The organism is Bacillus sp. FSL M8-0166, from assembly GCF_038008825.1.
Taxonomy (GTDB): domain Bacteria; phylum Bacillota; class Bacilli; order Bacillales; family Bacillaceae; genus Bacillus; species Bacillus safensis.
Window position 1 is genome coordinate 1398819 of the sequence record NZ_JBBOZZ010000001.1, and the last position, 21103, is coordinate 1419921.

At 41.2% G+C, this 21103-nt stretch carries 21 protein-coding genes; 8 read left to right on the forward strand and 13 right to left on the reverse strand.

The genetic code is table 11. The features are described 5' to 3' along the window. Positions 1-2: 2 nt before the first annotated feature. Both pdhA and NSS92_RS07455 read right to left on the reverse strand, forming a co-directional pair. Positions 3-1118 carry a pyruvate dehydrogenase (acetyl-transferring) E1 component subunit alpha gene (pdhA, locus tag NSS92_RS07450; protein ID WP_024424754.1) on the reverse strand — a complete coding sequence of 372 codons (1116 nt, stop codon included), beginning with the start codon at positions 1116-1118 and terminating at the stop codon, positions 3-5. A 409-nt stretch (positions 1119-1527) separates the two neighbouring features. Further along, complete coding sequence (locus NSS92_RS07455; protein ID WP_340867253.1) at positions 1528-2196, reverse strand: YkyA family protein; 669 nt, start codon at positions 2194-2196, stop codon at positions 1528-1530. A 233-nt stretch (positions 2197-2429) separates the two neighbouring features. Here NSS92_RS07455 and NSS92_RS07460 point away from each other — a divergent pair, with 233 nt between their 5' ends. Together NSS92_RS07460 and def are read left to right on the forward strand one after the other, a co-directional pair. Beyond that, positions 2430-2624, forward strand: coding sequence for a YjcZ family sporulation protein (locus NSS92_RS07460; protein ID WP_267586469.1), 195 nt, complete (start codon positions 2430-2432; stop codon positions 2622-2624). A gap of 111 nt (positions 2625-2735) precedes the next feature. Continuing rightward, positions 2736-3293, forward strand: a complete 558-nt coding sequence (gene def, locus NSS92_RS07465) for a peptide deformylase (protein WP_024424751.1) — start codon at positions 2736-2738, stop codon at positions 3291-3293. 39 nt (positions 3294-3332) lie between these two features. Here the strand turns inward: def and NSS92_RS07470 are convergent, their stop codons facing one another. Beyond that, entirely contained in the window at positions 3333-4112 is a 780-nt protein-coding gene (locus NSS92_RS07470; RefSeq protein WP_142944698.1) for a Cof-type HAD-IIB family hydrolase, read from the reverse strand. 397 nt (positions 4113-4509) lie between these two features. On the opposite strand from NSS92_RS07470, the gene NSS92_RS07475 reads away from it, so the two are divergent. Then, the gene (locus NSS92_RS07475) at positions 4510-4719 is read left to right on the forward strand and encodes a DNA-dependent RNA polymerase subunit epsilon (RefSeq protein WP_008345114.1); all 210 of its coding nucleotides are present in this window, start codon (positions 4510-4512) and stop codon (positions 4717-4719) included. A 5-nt stretch (positions 4720-4724) separates the two neighbouring features. Next, a complete protein-coding gene (gene rnjA / locus NSS92_RS07480) occupies positions 4725-6392 on the forward strand; it encodes a ribonuclease J1 (protein WP_012009818.1) in 1668 nt (555 codons plus the stop codon). A 90-nt stretch (positions 6393-6482) separates the two neighbouring features. Here rnjA and ade read toward each other — a convergent pair whose 3' ends face one another. The 5 genes from ade to NSS92_RS07505 all read right to left on the reverse strand — a co-directional run bounded on the left by ade (position 6483) and on the right by NSS92_RS07505 (position 11743). Beyond that, positions 6483-8213, reverse strand: coding sequence for an adenine deaminase (gene ade, locus NSS92_RS07485; protein WP_340867254.1), 1731 nt, complete (start codon positions 8211-8213; stop codon positions 6483-6485). 260 nt (positions 8214-8473) lie between these two features. After that, complete coding sequence (locus NSS92_RS07490) at positions 8474-9142, reverse strand: potassium channel family protein (protein ID WP_008345123.1); 669 nt, start codon at positions 9140-9142, stop codon at positions 8474-8476. A gap of 37 nt (positions 9143-9179) precedes the next feature. Further along, positions 9180-10016 (reverse strand): gamma-glutamylcyclotransferase, encoded by an 837-nt coding sequence (locus tag NSS92_RS07495; protein ID WP_267586165.1) that lies wholly within the window; start codon positions 10014-10016, stop codon positions 9180-9182. A 4-nt stretch (positions 10017-10020) separates the two neighbouring features. Continuing rightward, positions 10021-11331, reverse strand: coding sequence for an ATP-binding protein (locus tag NSS92_RS07500; protein ID WP_340867255.1), 1311 nt, complete (start codon positions 11329-11331; stop codon positions 10021-10023). A gap of 133 nt (positions 11332-11464) precedes the next feature. After that, positions 11465-11743: an AbrB/MazE/SpoVT family DNA-binding domain-containing protein gene (locus NSS92_RS07505; RefSeq protein WP_017359400.1), complete on the reverse strand. Its 279-nt coding sequence runs from the start codon at positions 11741-11743 to the stop codon at positions 11465-11467. A 276-nt stretch (positions 11744-12019) separates the two neighbouring features. On the opposite strand from NSS92_RS07505, the gene mreBH reads away from it, so the two are divergent. The 3 genes from mreBH (at position 12020) to NSS92_RS07520 (ending at position 14573) form a co-directional block, all read left to right on the forward strand. Further along, the gene (gene mreBH / locus NSS92_RS07510; protein ID WP_142944694.1) at positions 12020-13027 is read left to right on the forward strand and encodes a rod-share determining protein MreBH; all 1008 of its coding nucleotides are present in this window, start codon (positions 12020-12022) and stop codon (positions 13025-13027) included. 74 nt (positions 13028-13101) lie between these two features. Continuing rightward, positions 13102-13233 carry a protein YkpC gene (locus tag NSS92_RS07515; RefSeq protein WP_003210922.1) on the forward strand — a complete coding sequence of 44 codons (132 nt, stop codon included), beginning with the start codon at positions 13102-13104 and terminating at the stop codon, positions 13231-13233. Positions 13234-13340: 107 nt separating this feature from the next. Next, positions 13341-14573, forward strand: a complete 1233-nt coding sequence (locus tag NSS92_RS07520; protein WP_340867256.1) for an aminopeptidase — start codon at positions 13341-13343, stop codon at positions 14571-14573. A 37-nt stretch (positions 14574-14610) separates the two neighbouring features. Here NSS92_RS07520 and NSS92_RS07525 read toward each other — a convergent pair whose 3' ends face one another. Then, on the reverse strand, positions 14611-16230 hold the full coding sequence (locus NSS92_RS07525) for an ABC-F family ATP-binding cassette domain-containing protein (RefSeq protein WP_142944692.1): 1620 nt from the start codon (positions 16228-16230) through the stop codon (positions 14611-14613). A gap of 143 nt (positions 16231-16373) precedes the next feature. On the opposite strand from NSS92_RS07525, the gene NSS92_RS07530 reads away from it, so the two are divergent. Beyond that, positions 16374-16649, forward strand: a complete 276-nt coding sequence (locus NSS92_RS07530) for a hypothetical protein (protein ID WP_041084975.1) — start codon at positions 16374-16376, stop codon at positions 16647-16649. A gap of 63 nt (positions 16650-16712) precedes the next feature. On the opposite strand, the gene lepB is transcribed toward NSS92_RS07530, so the two are convergent. The 4 genes from lepB to NSS92_RS07550 all read right to left on the reverse strand — a co-directional run bounded on the left by lepB (position 16713) and on the right by NSS92_RS07550 (position 21065). After that, positions 16713-17285, reverse strand: coding sequence for a signal peptidase I (gene lepB / locus NSS92_RS07535; RefSeq protein ID WP_029706712.1), 573 nt, complete (start codon positions 17283-17285; stop codon positions 16713-16715). 210 nt (positions 17286-17495) lie between these two features. Beyond that, a complete protein-coding gene (locus NSS92_RS07540) occupies positions 17496-19388 on the reverse strand; it encodes a PTS fructose transporter subunit IIABC (RefSeq protein ID WP_340867257.1) in 1893 nt (630 codons plus the stop codon). A 13-nt stretch (positions 19389-19401) separates the two neighbouring features. Continuing rightward, positions 19402-20313 (reverse strand): 1-phosphofructokinase, encoded by a 912-nt coding sequence (pfkB, locus tag NSS92_RS07545; protein ID WP_340867258.1) that lies wholly within the window; start codon positions 20311-20313, stop codon positions 19402-19404. Further along, a complete protein-coding gene (locus NSS92_RS07550) occupies positions 20310-21065 on the reverse strand; it encodes a DeoR/GlpR family DNA-binding transcription regulator (RefSeq protein WP_340867259.1) in 756 nt (251 codons plus the stop codon). The genes pfkB and NSS92_RS07550 overlap by 4 nt, the downstream gene beginning before the upstream one ends. Between the last annotated feature and the right edge of the window lie 38 nt (positions 21066-21103).

A 21103-nucleotide genomic window follows, 5' to 3' on the forward strand; every position in this document is an offset into this window, starting at 1 on the left:
GCTTACTTCGACTCCTTCTGTTTGTAAATTTCAAGCTGTTCAACTAAGTTGAATGGTTTCACATCGTACATGTTTTCAATCAAGTCAGTGACTTTTTGCTTAGGCTGTTCGTCAGCTTCTTTGATTGCTTGTTTGATTTGTTCTTTTGCATCTTCGATGACTTTATTCTCTTCTTCTTCAGACCATAGGCCTTTGTTTTCCAAGAATTTGCGGTAGCGTACCAATGGATCTTTTTGCTCCCACTCGTTTTCATCTTCTTTTGTACGATATCTTGTTGGATCGTCACCAGCCATTGTATGTGGGCCGTAACGGAATGTAAGAGTTTCGATTAATGTTGGACCTTCACCATTTACAGCGCGCTCACGAGCTTCAGCAGTTGCTGCATAAACAGCTAATGCATCCATACCGTCAACTTGTACGCCTACGATACCAGCTGCAGCTGCTTTTTGTGCAATTGTTTGTGCAGCAGACTGCTTTTCAACAGGTGTAGAGATCGCATATCTGTTGTTTTGGACAACAAAAATCGCTGGCGCTTTGTAAGCCCCTGCAAAGTTAATACCTTCGTAGAAATCACCTTGTGAAGCTCCACCGTCACCAGTGTAAGTGATTGCAACAGCTTTTTTACCGCGCTTTTTCAAACCAAGAGCTACACCAGCAGCTTGAATGATTTGTGCACCAATAATAATTTGCGGTGAAAGTGCATTCACATCTTCAGGCATTTGGTTACCAACAAAGTGTCCGCGAGAGAACAAGAATGCTTTTGTTAGCGGAAGACCATGCCAGATTAATTGTGGTACATCACGATATCCTGGAAGAATAAAATCTTCTTTCTCAAGTGCAAAGTGAGTTGCAAGCTGAGAAGCCTCTTGTCCAGCTGTTGGCGCATAGAAGCCAAGACGTCCTTGACGGTTCAATGAAATTGAACGTTGATCTAATACACGTGTAAACACCATACGGCGCATTAATTCTTTTAATTGGTCATCTGAAAGATCCGGCATTGCCGCTTCGTTTACGACTTCGCCTTTTTCGTTTAAAATTTGAAACGTTTCAAACTGCTTTTTGATGGCATCAAATTGCTTTTTGCTATCAACAATTGCTTTTTTTGTTTTTGCAGCCATTCTAAAGTCACCTCTTCCTTTCTTTTAACAGTCCATTTGTCGTGAATCCATTTATACATACAGATATAGGATAACCCAAAATACTCATATGACTCCTGTATATAATAGCCACTAAGATCGTTGTCGAAACATTGGTTGACCACTCGTTTTTGAGTCCTTCTAACTGTATTAACGATAGTTCACAAAAAACTAATACAACTTCTGTTAACAAGGAATAGTTTACAACAAGAAAAATAGTCCGTCAATTGATTTAACGGCTTTATTTAAATAAATGTATTCGCTTTACTTTTTATGGTGAACTGTATCAATCTGTTTAACAAACAACTCGAACTGTACTAGTATAGAGTGTACTGCTGTACTACAATAGAAAATGTTTGTTTTTGTCGAAAAATAAAAAAAGAGCTGTTTTTCAGCTCTTTTTTGACTCTTGATCTGCCGCTTTATATAAAGCTTGTTTATTCTCATTCAATTGGTCTGTATATTGATTGAACTTCTTACTTTCTTTTCTGACTTTACTATATGAACGATTCACGGCCTTCAGCTTAGACTTCAGCTCTTTATATCCTAAATCCTCTTTCTTTAAAGATTGATACAAATGCTGATCTTGTTTCAGCGCCTTTTGATACTCCTTGTAAAGCTGATCATATGACGCATATCGTTTCTCGATTGATTTAACTGTTTGATCAGCTTTCTCTTTTAACTCCGCATCTTGCAATCGTGCGGCAGATTCCTTTACCGTGTTCAATTCTTTTTTCGATTGATCCATACTGTCTTTTTCTGTTTTTAAATGTTCTTCTCGTTTCGCTGCCGATGCTAACGCCTGATCAGAAAGGCTTGACACTGTTTTTGTATGGTCCTTTGTTGTTTGAATCATTTTTGTATACAGCTTCTGTTCTTTTTTCTCATAGCTTTGCAGTGTACCTTGCTCTTTTTCGAAAGATGCTTCTTTTTCACTCATTTTCGTCATCGCATCCTGCATGTCATTGAACGGACTTTGACCTCCGCATCCTGCCAGCAAAAGGGTACATATCCCCGCTAAAGCAGCACCTGCTTTCATGCTTCTTTTCATCTGTCTCATCACAAGGTCCCCCTTTACATCTCCACATACCACTATAATTTTTATAGGCGTTTGTGACAAGGAAAGAGGTCAGCCTGATGAGGCGGAGAAGATTTTTTTCAAGCCATAGGCGCATGACTATACAAATAGTGCATTCATACATAGTTTATATTACACGCTTCGCCTTCACTTATGAGAGGCCGAGTGTATTTCCAAAGGAGGTCAAAAGTATGTCTAATTATAGTCATGGAAGTATGTATGGTGGATACGGCGGTTACGGGTATGGATACGGCGGTGGATATGGCGGCGGTTGTTGTTACCCAAGTTATGGCGGTGGATACGGATGCGGATACGGCGGCGGACGTACATTCGCTTTAATCGTTGTGCTTTTCATCCTATTAATCATCGTTGGCGCAGCATTCTTAGGCGGCGGCGGTGGCTGCTGCTAAGGCGGTTTAAGCCTCTGACCGGTCTCATATGACCGGTCTTCTTTATTTCATTGCATATGTTGTGTATCATTTTATATACTTTACATACAAAGGAAATAGGAGTGAAGTTTTGTGATTACCATGGATGATATCGTAAGGGACGGACATCCCGTCTTAAGACAAACAGCTGAAGCGGTCGAGCTCCCGCCGACAGAAGAGGAAAAACAGCAATTAGCTGACATGATCGAATTCGTTAAAAACAGTCAGGATGCTGACATTGCTGAAAAATACGGCCTAAGACCCGGCGTTGGATTGGCAGCTCCGCAAATCAATATTAGTAAACGGATGATCGCTGTTCACTGTGAGGATGAAGACGGAGAAGAATACAGCTATGCTCTGTTCAACCCGCGTATTGTCAGTCATTCAGTCAAAAGAGCTTATTTAGCTACTGGTGAAGGCTGCTTATCTGTTGATGAAGCTATCCCTGGATTTGTTCCTCGATATCAAAAAATCAGGGTCAAGGCTACAACTCTTGAAGGAGAGGACATTGATATCCGTCTAAAAGGGTTCCCCGCCATTGTCTTTCAGCATGAAATTGACCATTTAAATGGCATTATGTTTTATGATCATATTCAAAAGGATCAGCCATTCGCTGAACCAGAAAACTCTGTTGCAATCGGCAGATCATAACATAAAAAGAAGACCCGGTGATCTAAGGGTCTTCTTTTTTTATTCTTCAATGAGACCAAGATGGGTCACTGCATGGAATATGCCGTCCTCATCTACCGGCTTTGTCACAAAATCAGCCAATGCTTTCAGTTCACTCACAGCATTTCCCATCGCAACGCCTGTTCCAGCAAACGAAATCATTTCTCTGTCGTTCAGTCCGTCTCCAAAGGCAATGGTGTCCTTTTGATCGTAAGGAAGTCTTTCGATGACTCGTTTGATCCCTTCAGCTTTTGATCCGCCTTTTGGCAGAACGTCTGTTGACAGCTCATGCCATCTGACAAGGTCAATCTCTTCGCGGAATGCCTTATATTGCACTTCCTCTTCTGCTTTACAAAATAACAGCATTTGAAAAATGTCGTTTTCTTTAAAGAAAGACAAATCATGCTCAGGATGTTCTGTTTTTAAAGTACCGATTCCTTCATGGATAAACGGATGATTCGGCACAGACGCCTTCATCGTTTCTTCTCCCATAAAAACAAGCGGATGATCATGACGATCCGCTGTCTCATAAATCCGCTCCATCAGCTCCTGCTTCAGCGGATTGCCGTAAATAACATCTCCCTCATACATGACATACTGACCGTTATAAGCAATGAATGAATCAAGCCCTAATTCTTCTAAAATGGGCTGAATCAGAAAAGGAGAACGCCCAGATGCAATAAAGAGATGATGTCCTTTTTCTTTTAATAAATGAACTGCTCGCTTCGTTGACTCAGGTATTTTTTTATCATGGTCATATAAAGTACCGTCGATATCAAAGAAGATGACTTTTTTATTCATATCTCGCCCTCCTGCCCTTTGTTATGTATATACACTCCCTTTCATCATACAGAAAGATTTCCGCTTTCGAAACCAATTCCTTTTGAAAACGCCTATTTCCCACATATAACCATGTAACATTCATTGGAAACATCATATAATACAAGTATATAGAGAGAACGGAATACGCTGTCTAAGCTCACTTCAAACCGAAAGGAGGCGGCATGTGATGCTACGTCGTCTGCGCAAGAAAATTCGAAGACAATGGAAGGACATGCTTCGTAAAAAATCGATTGCTTAAAGGGATCTTCCGCACATTTGCCGAAGGTCCTTTTTTCTCAGAGACTTTTCTTATGCGCGTTTTTTTAATATAATAGAATAAGCGAGTGTAACATACGGTATTTAAGGAGAGATTTGGATGATATATAAGGTATTTTTTCAGGCAAGTACTACTGAGGTACCTGTAAGAGAACACACAGATTCACTATACGTTGAAGCGGTTTCTGAAAGAGACGTACGCGATAAGTTGAAAAAACATAACTACAACATTGAATTCATTCAGCCTGTAGACGGTGCTTTTTTAGACTATGAACGAGAAAGTGAAAATTTTAAAGTATTGGAGCTATGAGAGGAATGAAATTTGTTAAAAACGATCAGGCGGCAGTTTTTGCGCTCGGCGGTTTAGGCGAGATCGGTAAAAACACGTATGGCGTTCAATTTCAAGATGAAATCATTTTAATTGATGCTGGTATTAAGTTTCCTGAAGATGAGCTTCTTGGAATTGACTACGTCATCCCTGACTATACGTACTTAGTTAAAAACGAAGATAAAATCAAAGGTCTTTTCATCACTCACGGACATGAAGACCACATCGGCGGTATCCCTTACCTTCTCAAGCAAGTGAATATTCCAGTTTACGGCGGCAAACTCGCAATCGGCCTACTTCGTAATAAATTGGAAGAGCATGGTCTCTTGAGACAAACAAAACTTCACATTTTTGAAGAAGAAGATACCATTAAATTTAGAAAAACAGCTGTGTCTTTCTTTAGAACGACACACAGTATTCCAGATTCTTATGGAATTGTCGTCAAGACACCTCCTGGTAACATCGTACATACAGGTGATTTCAAGTTTGACTTTACTCCTGTTGGCGAACCTGCCAATTTAACCAAAATGGCTGAGATCGGAAAAGAAGGCGTTCTTTGTCTTTTATCTGATAGTACAAACAGTGAAATCCCAGAATTTACGATGTCTGAAAGACGCGTAGGTGAAAGCATTGATGACATCTTTAGAAAAGTCGATGGACGTATCATCTTTGCCACGTTTGCTTCAAACATTCACAGACTTCAGCAAGTGATTGAGTCTGCTGTTGCCAACGGCAGAAAAGTCGCTGTATTTGGACGCAGTATGGAGTCTGCTATTGATATTGGACAAGATCTTGGCTATATTAAATGTCCAAAAAACACGTTTATTGAACATAATGAAATCAACCGCCTTCCAGCAAACAAAGTGACAATTCTTTGTACTGGGAGCCAGGGTGAACCGATGGCAGCTCTTTCTCGTATTGCGAACGGTACTCACCGCCAGATTTCCATTAACCCTGGAGACACTGTTGTCTTCTCATCTTCACCGATCCCAGGTAACAATATTAGCGTAAGCCGCACCATTAACCAGCTTTATCGTGCCGGCGCTGAGGTCATTCATGGCTCGCTTAATAATATTCATACATCTGGTCACGGCGGACAAGAAGAACAAAAGCTGATGCTCCGTTTAATTAAACCAAAATTCTTTATGCCGATTCACGGTGAATACCGCATGCAAAAAACGCATATCAAACTTGCGAATGATTGCGGCATCCCTGAGGAAAACTGCTTTATCATGGATAACGGTGAAGTTCTTGCACTGAAAGGTGACGAAGCAAGTGTCGCTGGCAAAATTCCATCAGGCAACGTGTATATCGACGGAAGCGGTATTGGCGATATCGGAAACATCGTTTTAAGAGACCGCCGCATTCTTTCTGAAGAGGGTCTTGTCATTGTAGTCGTCAGCATGGACATGAAAGAATTCAAAATCTCTGCTGGTCCTGATTTGATCTCAAGAGGTTTTGTCTACATGAGAGAATCTGGAGACCTGATCAACGATGCACAGGATTTAATTTCAAAGCATCTTGAAAAAGTAATGGAACGTAAGACAACTCAGTGGTCTGAAATTAAGAACGAAATTACTGACACCCTTGCACCTTTCCTTTATGAAAAAACAAGACGCCGCCCAATGATCTTACCGATTATTATGGAAGTGTAATCACAAAAAGAGACACAAGCCGCTTGGCTGTGTCTCTTTTTTCACCATTCATTAAAAAACCGCATATATACATATGCGGTTTCTCTCTTTTTATGATTGAATTGGGAGATGCTGAAAGCTTCTGACATCAAACAAACCCTTTGTCGTCATTTTCACATCAGGAATAACTGGGAGTGCCAAGAAGGACAGCGTCAAAAATGGATTAAAGTCTAAAGTAAAACCTGTTTCTTTTAACGCTTCATGGAGCGCATGCAGGCTCTCATTTACTAGATGTGCCGGCTGATCTGACAATAAACCAGAGATCGGTAATGGCAGCGTATGAAGAGACTGACCATCTTTGACAACTGTCAAACCGCCGCCTGCTTCTTTTAAAGCGTCAATGGCTTTCACGATATCAGCATCATTTGTGCCAACCGCAATTAAATTATGAGAATCATGCGCAACCGTTGTTGCAATAGCGCCCTTTTCTAACCCAAAGCCGCTGACAATCCCTATCCCCATTTCAGATAAGCCTTGATGACGTTCGACAAGCACCATTTTTAAAACATCTCTTTCTGTATCACTAGTGAATTGCCCGTTCGTTTCTGAAGGAGAGACTTGTTGTAATTTTGTTTCTAGCTGATTCGGAATAATGCGGATGACATTCATTTTTTGATGGTCTGTAATAGGCAGTACCAGATCTTGCTCTTGAACGTCTATAGCATGAACAGATTGTAATAATGCTGGACTCGGTGCAATCTTTTCGACACTTGGCTTGTACTCTCCATGCTGCGCCACCAATTCTCCTGCAATAAATACGCTGGTGATGTCTACTTGATGAAGATCAGAGACAAGCATAAAGTCAGCATCAAAGCCTGGCGCAATGGCTCCCTTTGTTTTGAGGCCAAAACACTCCGCTGCGTTTAAACTTCCCATTTGATACGCTAAAAATGGGTCCAGCCCTTCTTTTATAGACATGCGTACTTGATCATCAATACTTCCCTGATCCATTAAATCATCTAAATGTTTATCATCGGTACAAAAGAAAAAGCGTCTCGCATTCTTTTCATTCACAGCTGGTAAAACGTTTTTCACGTTTTTGGCAACAGAGCCTTCTCTCAGCATGACATACATGCCTCGTTTTACACGTTCAAGGGCTTCTTCGGCCGTTGTCACCTCGTGATCTGTTTGGACATTCGCTGTGCGGTAAACGTTTATTAAACGGTCTGTTAAGCCTGCTAGATGGCCATCAATCAATTTATTCTCATTTTGAGCATCAAGCAGCTTTTGAAGCATATCTTCTTCTGCCTGCTCCACACCGACATAATCCATCACCTCGGCAAGACCAAGAACCTCCTTCTCTTGATAAAGGGGTTTTAAATCTTTCGCTTTTAAAACAGCACCTGAACGTTCAAAACTGACTGCCGGTACACAGGATGGCAGCATGAAATAAATATTTAAGGCAGCTTTTCTCGCTTCTTCCAGCATAAAACGGATGCCTGTAATCCCTGACACATTGGCAATTTCATGCGGGTCTGTTACGACAGTTGTCACACCGTGCGGGACGACAGCTTTGGAGAATTCAGCAGGGGTAACCATAGAGGACTCGATATGAACGTGGCCATCAATAAAACCGGGTACAAGCATTTGACCTGCTGCATCCAGCTCCTGTTCTCCCTCGTACTCTCCAATCCCTACTATTTGTCCATTTTCAACAGCGACATCAGCGTCTATCCATTCCTGGTTAAACACGTCCATAACCTTCGCATGTTTAATCACTAGGGCTGCTTTTTTTCTCTTTGCAGCTACTTCAATTTGATGTCTGAAAAGCTCCTTATCCAACGACACTGCCTCCTCCAAGTAAACAATATAATGTTTCTTATCGTAAACGAATCTGTTTGCCCAGTCAATGACATTTAGAGAAAATCAACCAGATAAAAAGACTGATTTTTATTTCTGAATAGTGGTAATTGCACGAAAAATATGATGATTGACTTTTGCTGTTATTTCAGAACAAAACAGCCCTTCTTCATGTCTTCTTTCCTCTTCACTGTCCACCTCGTGTGTACACAATCATATAAAAAACACCCCCCCAGGAGTGTTTAATAATCGTTCTGCATTTCTCGTTTTTCAAAGCGTCCGATATCGGCTACTGCACCAATGACAATCAGAATATCTTCTTTTTGAATCATTTCATCTGCGAGGGGTGAAACAATCACTTCTTTTCCGCGTTTTATCGCCACAATATTAATGCCATATCTCGCTCTAATATCCAGATCTAGAAGAGAATGCCCTGCAAGCCTGCTGTTGGCAACGATTTCAATGAGGCTGTACTCATCCGAAAGCTCAAGATAATCTAATACATTGTTAGAGATGATTTTATGTGCAATTCGTCTGCCCATGTCCCGTTCTGGATGAACGATGCGATCGGCCCCAATTTTATTTAGCACCTTTTCGTGGTAATCGTTTTGCGCTTTTACTGTGACCATTTTAACGCCAAGCTCTTTCAGCATAATCGTCGTTAAAATACTGGCCTGAATGTTTTCACCAATCGCAACGATGACATGATCAAAATTGCGGATACCGAGATTTTTTAAAACAGATTCGTCCGTCGAATCACCAATGACCGCATGTGAGGCAATTTTCGCGTATTCGTTCACTCGATCTTCATTCATATCCATGGCCATGACTTCAAGTCCTTCTTCGCTCAGCGCCTTGCAAATACTTCCGCCAAAGCGGCCAAGACCAATGACTGCATATTCCTTTTTCATGTTCAGACTCCTTTTATCTCTCTTACCATGCATTTTACTACGGTTTGATTAATGAATCCATATGCGAGCGAATTTTTTTGCGGAACGCTTCACTTAAGTAAAGATCTGCTCCTTTTTCAATTTCACTGCGGTAATGACCTGGCGGAGCAATTTCTTCGCTCTTTTGAAGAACAAGAAAGGTTAAACAGTCAACATATATTTGATCACCTATTTTGACATCGACAAAAGCTGGACGATATGTGCCCTCATATACGCCTTCTCGTTTGTACAAATATCGAATGGCATCAAAAGGAACCTCATATAAAACGCCCTCTGTTTCTCCGCCGTCTTCTACCATATCGGCTCTTGATCCATCAGGCCTCACCAATGTAAATCTAGTTGTAAAGCCGTTCAGTGCCCCGCCGCCGATGATTTGTTTAAAATAATGATCGACTTCCGCCAGCTTAAATCTTGCATCATCCATACAGGAACCATAGGCAAAATAATAGAAGGATGCCGGCTTCTGCTGCCATATTCTATATTCCTTCCAGCAGCCGCTCTCGATCTCCTTCAGCGATGATGCTTTCTGCTTTGGTAAAGTGTATGTAATAGCCGCCACCGGCCCTTGGTCTGTGATGACATCGACCACCTGCTTGTCATACCCTTCCTCAAGTAAATCTATCTTATTCAACGCGCTTGCGGTTACCTCGTACAATTCTCCATATACTGTGCTTTTTTCTTCAGGAACGCACGCAGGATATCCATGACCTGTATCGTAGATTCTGCCACTGATCCAAGCTGATTTAGCTAATGGTCTGCTTTCTTTCATATACGTCTCATGGTGCTCTTCATGCTGCAGAAGCGTCCCATATACAAATAAAGCTTTCATTGTCATGAAATCACGCCCTCTCGCCTTGCTGCTGTCTGCTTTTTTGACACACAGGTAAATAGATATGAAAAGCTGTACCTTTTCCCAGCTCACTGGACACATCCATTCTACCATGATGATCTTTTAAAATCGCTGCACAGATGGTGAGACCAAGCCCCGTCCCTTCTGTTTTCGTGGAGAAGAAAGGATCATATATTTTCTGAATATCCTCTTCAGACATCCCTTTTCCTTCATCTTGAATGGTAATTTTCCATTCGTTCATCAATTTTTCTGTTGATATGTAAATGCTTCCGCCTTCAGGCATTGCCTCAATGGCATTTTTGATTAAATTAATGAACAGCTGCTTCATTTGGTTAGCGTCTGCTAATATAGCACCGGCATCCTGCTTTTTAAATGGCTGTTTAAGATCAATATTCGAAAGGACTGCATTCGTTTTTAGCAATGTAATGACCTGCTCTAACAGTCCATGAAGCTGAACTTCTTGAAAATGGACCGACTGCGGCTTTGCCAGCACAAGCAGCTCACTTAAAACAAAATCAATCCGTTTAATTTCGGAAAAGATAATGTCAAAATAATCGGTTCTTTCAGGATATTGTGTTTTCATCAGCTGCAAAAACCCGTTTACTGAGGTCAGCGGATTTCTGACTTCATGGGCGATTCCAGCGGCTATTTGTCCTGCAACGGCCAGCTTTTGCGCCTGCATTTGCAATTGTTGATTTGATCTTTCAAGCTCAAGCTTTGCCAGCTTTTGTTTTGTAATATCTGCAACTGTTCCAATGCCTCCAGTAAACTGGTGCTTCTCATCAAAGTAGAGCTTATAATGAACATCTCCCCATACTTTCTTTCCCTCTTTGTGAAGAAGCTGCAGCTCGATCCGCCCTGAATCCTTATGCTCTTGGATGACAGATGACAAATGCTGAATAACTCTTTCTTCTTGATCAAAGTACTGATTGTACATCGTACCTAGACATTCATCTATGTCATAGCCGGTCATTTGTTTCCATGCTTGATTTAAGAAAATGATGTGCCCTTTTTCATCTGTTTCAAAGACAATTTCTTGCAAGTTATCTGTAATTCGATTCAGCCGCTCTGTCAGTTCGTGTGCTTCTTTTTCTCTCTTATTTAGATCTGACACAAGTAAATTCAAGCGGTCTACATATCCTGAGACAACCCAGATCCCTGCTAACACAACGACTGTAAAGGCTAGATCGAGCGGCCAATTAATTTGATAGCCGCCTAGATAATAAAAGAAATCCCAGCTTAAGATTAAAATAAATGCAAGAACAGATAACATGATCCGCACTTGATATGTTTTGTTCAAATGATTCCACCTGCCGCCCTGAGATTCTTTGTCAATTGTACCATTTTCCACTTATTTTTTGAGGGAGATGGGTCATTTTTTTTAGAAAAAATAGCCTGTTCTCAGCACAAAGGGAGAGAGCAGGCTATTTTGATTACTGCTGAAGAGCTTCTTGCAGCTCTTTTAACAGCAGTTCTGCGCCTTCAGCGCTTAATGTAATTTGACCATTTCCATATTCATGGTTCTCTGATGTAATCTCACCAGTCATGAGACAAACACCCTCTGGCTGATATTTTTTCAAGACGATTTTATCTCCATCTATAAAAAATTCCATACTGTCTTTAATAGCGATATCAAGTGCTCTTCTCAATTCGATTGGCATCACAATTCGCCCTAGTTCGTCTACTTTTCTTACGACTCCGATAGATTTCAATTTCGTTCCCTCTTTCTTTCATTAGCTCAAGATCAATCTGTTTTTCACCAATTGATATATCGTAGACGTAAGAGATTCTTAAAAGGTTTCTCCTCTATAAAAATTTTTTTCATAAACAAAAAAACAAAGGGAAAATTTATTGTGATTGTCAAAATGATACTTGAATTTTACAGATTCATTTCAAGGTGATCACAAACCCCCACAAATGACATCAACCCGCTGAACTTTTAAATGTAAAATTGTTTAAAACAGCAAAAATAGAGATTGGGTGAAAACATGTTTCAAAATGCCGAAATTGGAATTGATTTAGGAACAGCTAACATATTGGTTTATAGTAAAAATAAGGGAATCATTTTAAATGAACCGTCCGTCGTGGCAGTCGATACAGAAACAAAGACTGTACTTGCCGTCGGAGCAGAAGCAAAAGAAATGATCGGGAAAACACCTGGGAAAATTGTTGCGATCCGTCCGATGAAAGACGGTGTCATCGCTGATTATGATATGACAACAGATTTACTTAAACAAATCATGAAAAAAGCAGGAAAAAATATCGGATTTACCTTCAGAAAGCCAACTGTCGTTGTATGTACACCTTCTGGTTCAACGGCTGTTGAGCGCCGCGCAATCAGCGATGCTGTGAAAAACTGCGGAGCAAAACATGTGCATTTAATTGAAGAACCTGTTGCAGCTGCGATCGGTGCTGATCTCCCGGTAGACGAGCCTGTTGCGAACGTTGTAGTCGATATTGGCGGCGGAACAACGGAAGTTGCGATCATTTCGTTTGGCGGCGTTGTCTCTTGTCATTCGATCCGAATTGGCGGCGATCAGCTGGATGAAGATATCATTACGTTTGTCAGAAAGAAATATAACCTATTAATCGGCGAACGGACTGCCGAGCAGGTGAAAATGGAAATTGGGTATGGTCTTATTGAGCATGAGCCTGAATCATTAGAAGTGCGCGGGCGCGATCTTGTGACAGGTCTGCCAAAAACGATCACACTTGTCTCTCATGAAATTCAAGGTGCCATGCGAGAATCACTTCTTCATATTTTAGAAGCGATTCGTGCCACATTAGAGGACAGCCCTCCTGAGCTAAGCGGGGATATTGTAGACCGCGGCGTTATTTTAACTGGCGGCGGCGCTCTTTTAAATGGAATTCAAGAATGGCTTTCTCAAGAGATTGTTGTTCCAGTCCATATTGCAGCCAATCCACTTGAATCTGTTGCAATTGGAACAGGTCGTTCATTAGAAGTGATCGACAAATTGCAAAAAACTTTAAAATAATCTTCTTGTTCTACTTCTTTTTTCGTCATTTCGATCATATCGTGAGAAATGGATAAACGTGAAGGAGGAAGAACATGTTGCTTGATTTAGGTAAACGGGTCGTTGTCACAGTCATTTTAACGGGTATTATTTTAGGAGGAATGAGCCTGTCGTTTTCACATATGCCGCCTTCTAATGCACAGCCTGTGAAACAACTGAACCGCTAAAAAAGCCGCACGAAAGCGGCTTTTTTATTTTGGCTTTAAGCGTGCTCCCCATTTTCCTTTTCGGTCTTAAATCTGATATGATGAACATGACTAAAGGAGGGTTTTTTATGAGTTCATTTGAAAAACAACTAGATCAATATGCTAAGACCATCGTTGAAGTCGGTGTAAATGTACAAAAGGGGCAGGAAGTGGTTGTGTCTGCATTTACTGAATCTGCACACCTTGTTCGTCTTGTAGCGAAACACGCGTATGAGCGCGGGGCGAAAAACGTACATATCCGCTGGAGTGATGGTGTTCTCACTCGTTTAAAATATGAACATGCGCCACAGGATGTATTTGAGCAATTCCCAGAATGGGAAGCACAGATGATGGAAACCATCGCAAAACGCGGCGGCGCTTTTATTACCATCTTGTCAGAAAGCCCTGACCTTCTGCGAGGCATTGACTCGAAAAAAATTGCTGCACAGCAAAAGGCTGCTGGTTCAGCACTACATACATATCGTCAATACGTTCAATCTGACAAAGTCGCTTGGACGGTCGTAGGTGCTGCATCAAAAGAATGGGCGAAAAAGATTTTCCCTGATCATACAGATGAAGAGGCTGTCACTTTATTGTGGGATCAAATCTTTAAAGTCGCACGCGCTGATCAAGCAGATCCTGTTGAGGCTTGGAAAAACCACGATGCGTCATTAAACGAAAAGGTCAAAATACTCAATGAACGCCACTACCACAAGCTTCATTATGAAGCCCCGGGCACAGACTTAACGATCGAGCTTCCAGAGCAGCATATTTGGGTAGGTGCTGGCAGCGTAAGTGAACGCGGCGTCTCGTTCATGGCCAACATGCCGACAGAAGAAGTCTTTACCGTACCGAAAAAAGACGGAGTAAACGGGACAGTCTCAAGCACAAAGCCGCTCAGTTATGCTGGAAACATCATTGATGAATTTTCATTAACCTTTGAAAATGGCCGGATTGTGGATGTGAAAGCAAAAGAAGGCGAAGATATTTTAAAATCTCTCGTTGAAACAGATGAAGGCTCTCATTATCTAGGTGAGGTTGCCCTCGTACCAGATGATTCACCAATTTCTAACTCAAATATTCTTTATTACAATACACTTTACGATGAAAATGCATCAAACCACCTTGCCATCGGCAGCGGATATGCATTTAATATCGAAGGCGGAAAAGAAATGAAACGAGAAGAATTGGATGCAGCGGGTGTGAACAGCAGTATTACACACGTTGATTTCATGATTGGTTCAAAGGAAATGAATATTGACGGAATCACAAAAGACGGGAAACGCGAACCGATCTTCCGAAATGGAAACTGGGCAATTTAATCAAAAAAAGACATCCAAATGTGGATGTCTTTTTTTGTTATGCGTAAAGCTCTTGAAGTCTTTTTTGGATGTCTTGATCTGATAAGAACTCATCATATGTTGTTTGTTTATCGACGATGCCATTTGGCGTCACTTCGATAATCCGGTTTGCGACTGTTTCAACAAACTGATGGTCATGAGATGAGAAGAGCATAGCTCCTTTAAAGCTCATGAGGCCGTTATTCAGCGCTGTAATGGATTCTAGGTCTAAGTGGTTCGTTGGCTCATCCAGCAGTAAAACATTCGCTCCAGACAGCATCATTTTTGATAACATACAACGAACCTTTTCTCCTCCTGATAAGACACTTGCTTTTTTCTTCACTTCTTCCCCAGAGAAAAGCATACGTCCTAAGAAACCACGCAGGAAGCTTTCGCTTTGATCATTCGGAGAATATTGACGAAGCCAATCGACGAGATCAACGTCGTTTCCTTCAAAGTATTCACTATTGTCTTTCGGGAAAAAGGCTTGTGACGTTGTGACGCCCCATTTAAATGATCCGCTGTCTGGCTCCATTTCACCAGCAAGGATTTTAAATAAAGTGGACACAGCAAGCTCATTACGGCTTAAGAACGCAATTTTATCTTCGCGATTCATAATAAAGCTGACGTTATCCAGTACTTTCACGCCGTCAATTGTTTTTGATAGACCTTCTACTTGAAGAACATCATTTCCGATTTCGCGCTCTGGTGCAAAATGGACATACGGATATTTACGTGAAGACGGCTTAATGTCGTCTAAAGAGATTTTATCAAGCAATTTCTTTCTTGAGGTCGCTTGCTTCGATTTAGAAGCGTTCGCACTAAACCGGGCAACGAATTCTTGAAGCTGCTTAATTTGTTCTTCTTTTTTCTTATTTGCATCTTGGCTGAGTTTCAGCGCTAACTGGCTGGACTCATACCAGAAATCATAGTTACCGACGTATACTTGGATTTTACCGAAATCAAGGTCCGCAATATGTGTACATACTTTGTTTAAGAAATGACGATCATGCGAAACAACGATGACGGTATTTTCAAAGTTAATGAGGAACTCTTCCAGCCACTGGATCGCTTGTAAGTCCAAGTGGTTCGTTGGCTCATCGAGAAGAAGAACGTCAGGCTTGCCAAATAAAGCTTGAGCTAAAAGTACTTTTACCTTTTCAGAACCGCCAAGCTCAGACATTTTCTTCGATTGAAGGCTCTCTGGAATGCCAAGACCTTTTAATAAGATCGCTGCTTCACTTTCTGCTTCCCAGCCGTTTAACTCAGCAAACTCACCTTCAAGCTCTGCTGCACGAATCCCGTCTTCATCTGAGAAATCAGGTTTCATATAGATCGCATCTTTCTCCTGCATCACATCATATAGACGTTTGTGACCCATCATGACGACTTTTAATACTTCAAACTCTTCGTATTCAAAGTGGTTCTGTTTTAAAATCGCTAAACGCTCACCAGGACTCATATGAACATCGCCCGTTTGAGCCTCAATTTCTCCAGAAAGAATCTTTAGGAACGTTGATTTACCAGCTCCATTGGCACCAATTAATCCGTAGCAGTTGCCAGGAGTGAATTTAATATTTACTTCTTCAAATAGTTTACGATCAGCAAAGCGCAAACTAACATTATTTACTGCAATCATTTATTAATCCTCCATCACTCATTCATCATTATGAAGTATAACATGAATAACGTTTGATAGAAACGTCTCTCGCTAAGAACGAAGGCTTTTTGTCCATTATGGTATAATAAACGGGAATGATTGATTGAAGGAGTTCGTGCGATTTGAGATTACTCACACTGATGGAATACTGTTTATTGATTTTCTTTATGGGCATTTATTTATCTGCAACAGGTTTTAATGCGAAGGACTTTGGCCTTTATATTGGGCTTGTCCTCATTTACACATTGGTCCACATCTTTTCCAAACGTTTTTTACAAAAGCGGGGCAAAGAAAACCAAAAGATCGGATTGTTTCGATCCGTTTTAGCCATTACCGGATCTGTGTTCGCTTCTGTTCTAGCGATTGTGATCATCGTTACAGTGCTCACGCCAAATTAAAAACGACCCTTCTGTAAGGGTCGCTTGTTCAAGTACCTTTCTCTTGCCCATGAGAAGGTGCTTTTATTTTGTCTGTCGAATGTCGCCAAATGGGAAGAAAACAAATTCTGATGTCCCGACAACCCGATCCTTTTCAATGAGGCCAAGTCCATTTCTGCTGTCCATGGAATTTAGTCTGTTGTCCCCCATCACAAAGTAATCGTTTTTCGGTACTTTCACTGGACCAAAATCTCCAGTTAAATGCACTTCATACTCTTTCGCATGCGCCTTGTTCTCTTTTAAATAAGGCTCATCTACTTTTTTACCATTAATGTAAAGCGTATCATCCTTCATTTCAATCGTATCACCTGGAAGGCCGATCAATCGTTTGACATAATGAATCTTCTGACCATCTTTTCCATTAATAATCACGATGTCACCGCGTTTCACACCACCGAGATAGTTAATGGTTTTGTTGACAAACAGCTTTTCTCCGTCATGAAGCGTCGGTTCCATTGACTCTCCTTCCACTACATACGGTTCAAATATAAACGTACGGATGAGCAAGACGAGCGCAAGTGCGATTAAAATGGCTTTGATCCATTCAAACAGTGAACTTTTCTTCTCTGTTTTGGCTTGCTTTGCATCAGATTGAATTTCATTTTCGTTTTGTTTGTTTTCTTCGTTCAAAATACTGCTTCCTCCTAAGACTTTCTGCTAAAAGACTTGAAACGTGAATTGAATAACTTTACTTTATCATATGTCATTTAAAAATTCACAAGACAACCATCTAATTAGATATTTTTTCCTAATTCACTGATGATTAAACAAAAAGAAGCACCGTTTTTCACGATGCTTCTCTCTGCATTACGCTTCTTGCCTGACTGGTTTTTTCAAAATACCCAGTAAAATCGCTGTCACAACGGCACCGATTAAGATGCTGATGATATAAAGAACTGGATGATTTGTTACCCAGAAAACAAATAGTCCGCCATGCGGTGCAGGAAGCGTCACTCTAAAGAATTCTGTTAATCCGCCAGCAACTGCTGCACCAATAACAGCTGAAGGAATCACACGAAGAGGATCTGCCGCCGCAAACGGGATCGCCCCTTCCGTGATGAAGGCAGCTCCCATAAAGTAACATGTAATCCCTGCTTCACGGTCACGTTTTGAGAACTTATTTCTAAAGATCGTTGTTGCAAGTGCAATACCTAGTGGTGGAACCATTCCGCCTGCCATAATCGCAGCATGCGGTGCATAGTTGCCAGCAGCAATCATTGCAAGACCAAATGTGTAAGCCGCTTTGTTAATTGGGCCTCCCATATCAATTGCCATCATACCAGCTAAAATAATACCCATTAAGACAAGGTTTCCTGTACCTAATGATTCAAGCCAATGTGTTAATCCGTCCATCACCATTTTCACTGGTGTGTTGACAATATAATGCATGATAATGCCTGTGAAGAAAATACCGAACAATGGATACAGCAGAACTGGTTTGATCCCATCGAGTGACTGCGGTACGAATGTGAATACTTTTTTGAGCAGCACAACAATGTAACCTGCTAGGAAACCAGCAATCAGTCCGCCTAGGAACCCTGCACCTGCTGCTGACGCCATAAATCCACCGACCATACCTGGTGCAAAACCTGGACGATCTGCAATACTCATGGCAATAAATCCAGCTAATACAGCAACGATTAAGGCAAGCGCATTATCTCCGCCAATTCCTTTTAATACAGCTGCAAATGAATTAAATGAAGGGTCCTTAGGATCTGCTGAGTTAATGCCCCAGAAGAATGAAATCGCAACAAGGATACCGCCTCCGACAACAAATGGAAGCATGTTACTTACACCACTCATTAAGTGCTTGTAAAATCCGCTTCTTCCTTTGCCAGATGATTCATTTTCGTCTTTTGAAGAACTGCCGCCTGAACCTTTATAAATTGGCGCATCTTGATTGATTGCTTTTTCAATCAATTCCTGCGGACGGCGAATACCAGCTGTTACAGGTACTTCAATGACATGTTTGCCTTTAAAGCGTTCCATTTCAACTTGCTTGTCCGCTGCCACAATGATGGCTGGCGCTTCTTCAATTTCTTTTGCTGTAAGAGCATGTTTAATACCGCCAGAACCGTTTGTTTCAACTTTAATGTCAACGCCCATTTCTTTTGCTTTTTCTTTCAAAGCATCTGCTGCCATAAATGTATGTGCAATGCCTGTCGGGCAAGCTGTTACCGCTAAAATTTTAGCAGGTTTTCCTTCTGCAGCCGGCTCGTCTTGAACTTCCTCTTCTTCTTCATCGTCTTGATCATGTGTATTGATGATCTCGATGATTTCATCTTCAGTCGCCGCTTCAAGGAGCTGCTTTCGAATTTCTTTACGCATAAGAAGTGTAGATAAACGAGAAAGTGCCTCTAAGTGCGTGTTGTTTGCGCCTTCAGTTGCGGCAATCATAAAGACAAGATGACTCGGCTGCGCGTCCAGCGATTCATAATCTACACCAGCAGTCGAGCGGCCAAATGCAATGGCAGGCTCTTTTACACTTGCTGTTTTAGCGTGCGGGATGGCAATTCCTTCGCCAATACCAGTAGAGCTCTGTTTTTCACGATTGATCACAGCTTCTTTGTAGCCCTCTTTATCATTTAACTTGCCGGCTGTATCTAAAACAGTGACCAGCTCTTCAATGACTGCTTCTTTCTGCTGGCTGTCTAATTGAAGCTTAATGGTATGCTTCGTGAGTAGTTCTGTAATTTTCATGATGACTCCTCCTTTAAATGCGTGTGACTTTTACTTGGGGTAATAGTGTGTCGACAAGCTCTTTTGTTCCAAGCTCCTCAGAAAATGCTGTAGCGCTTCCTGAAGTGACACCAAGCTTAAATGAATCTTCAATTGAAAGACCTTTTGAAACGCCGGCTAAAAACCCTGCAACGACTGAATCCCCTGCGCCAACTGAATTAACGAGCGTTCCTTTTGGAACATTGGATTGATAGATTCCTTCTTTACTGAATAAGAGGGCACCATCTCCAGCCATGGATACGATGACATGTTCAGCACCTTGTTCTAACAGCTTTTTCCCATAAGGGATTGCTTCTGCTGCTGATGAAATATTCGTCTCAAACATTTCACCCAGCTCATGATGATTTGGCTTCATTAAGAACGGTTTCATGTCTGCTGCTTTTTTTAACGCTTCACCAGAAATATCAAGAACAACTCTTACACCTTGCTCTTTGCAAACTTCAGCAATACGCTCATATGTGTTATGAGGTAATGAAGAAGGAATGCTGCCAGCTAAAACAACGACATCTCCTTCAGTCAATGAAGAAAATTGAGATAGAAACGACTCAAACTGCGCTTCAGTAATAGATGGGCCGAGTCCGTTGATTTCTGTCTCTTCACCTGTTTTTAGTTTCACATTGATTCTTGTATCTTCTGACACCTCGTGAAAGGCTGTTTGTAATTGTTCGTTCTGTAAAAAATCTTGAATATATTTGCCTGTAAATCCACCAATGAATCCAAGTGCTTTTGATTCAACACCGTGACGTTTTAAAAGCCTTGAAACATTGATTCCTTTACCACCTGGATATTTTTGATCATAGGTTGAACGATTTAAACCGCCGACTGCAAAATTCTCCACGTGTACGATGTAATCAACTGATGGGTTTAAAGTAACTGTATAAATCATGTTTTCACTACCTTTATAACCGTTTTTTCATGGTAATTATCGAATGAATCCTCTTTTGCGTCGTTTGTGATAATGGTGGCTTCCTGTAAACTAGCAAAGGCTGAAAACGATATTTCGCCAAACTTCGAGGCATCTGATAAGATATAGGTTTTTTTCGCCTGTTTCATAGCTCTTTTTTTCATGAGCGCTTCTTCTGGATCAGGTGTTGTAAAACCCGCCTCGGGATGAATGCCGTTTGTCCCAATAAAGCTTTTGTCAAAACGATAATTTTCCATCGCTGTCAAAGCTGCGGCTCCCACCATGGCTCCTGTTCGATGTTTCACTGATCCGCCTATCAAGTAAAAGGAAATGCCTTTTCTCATGAGTGCTTCAATGTGCATCACACCGTTTGTCACCACGACAATATCTTGATCTGGATCGATATATTCAATCATTTGCTGTGTGGTTGTACCAGCATCTAAATAAATACAGTCGCCTTGTTTTAAAAGAGATGCCGCTGCCTCTGCAACCAATGACTTTTCTTGAAGGTTTTTGGCAGATTTCTCAATTACATCTGGTTCAAGGCGAATACTTGATATCTTGGCTGCTCCCCCATGAACCCTTTTCAGAAATCCTTTTTCTTCAAGGGCTGATAGATCTCTTCTAATTGTAGATTCAGACGCATCCGTCATCATCGTTAAGTCCTGTATTTTAATGACATCATTTTCTTCTAAGCTGTCGATAATGAGTTGATGTCTTTCCGGTGTTAACATGAGAACACCCCTTTTTGAAAACGTATTCATTTTGCGCG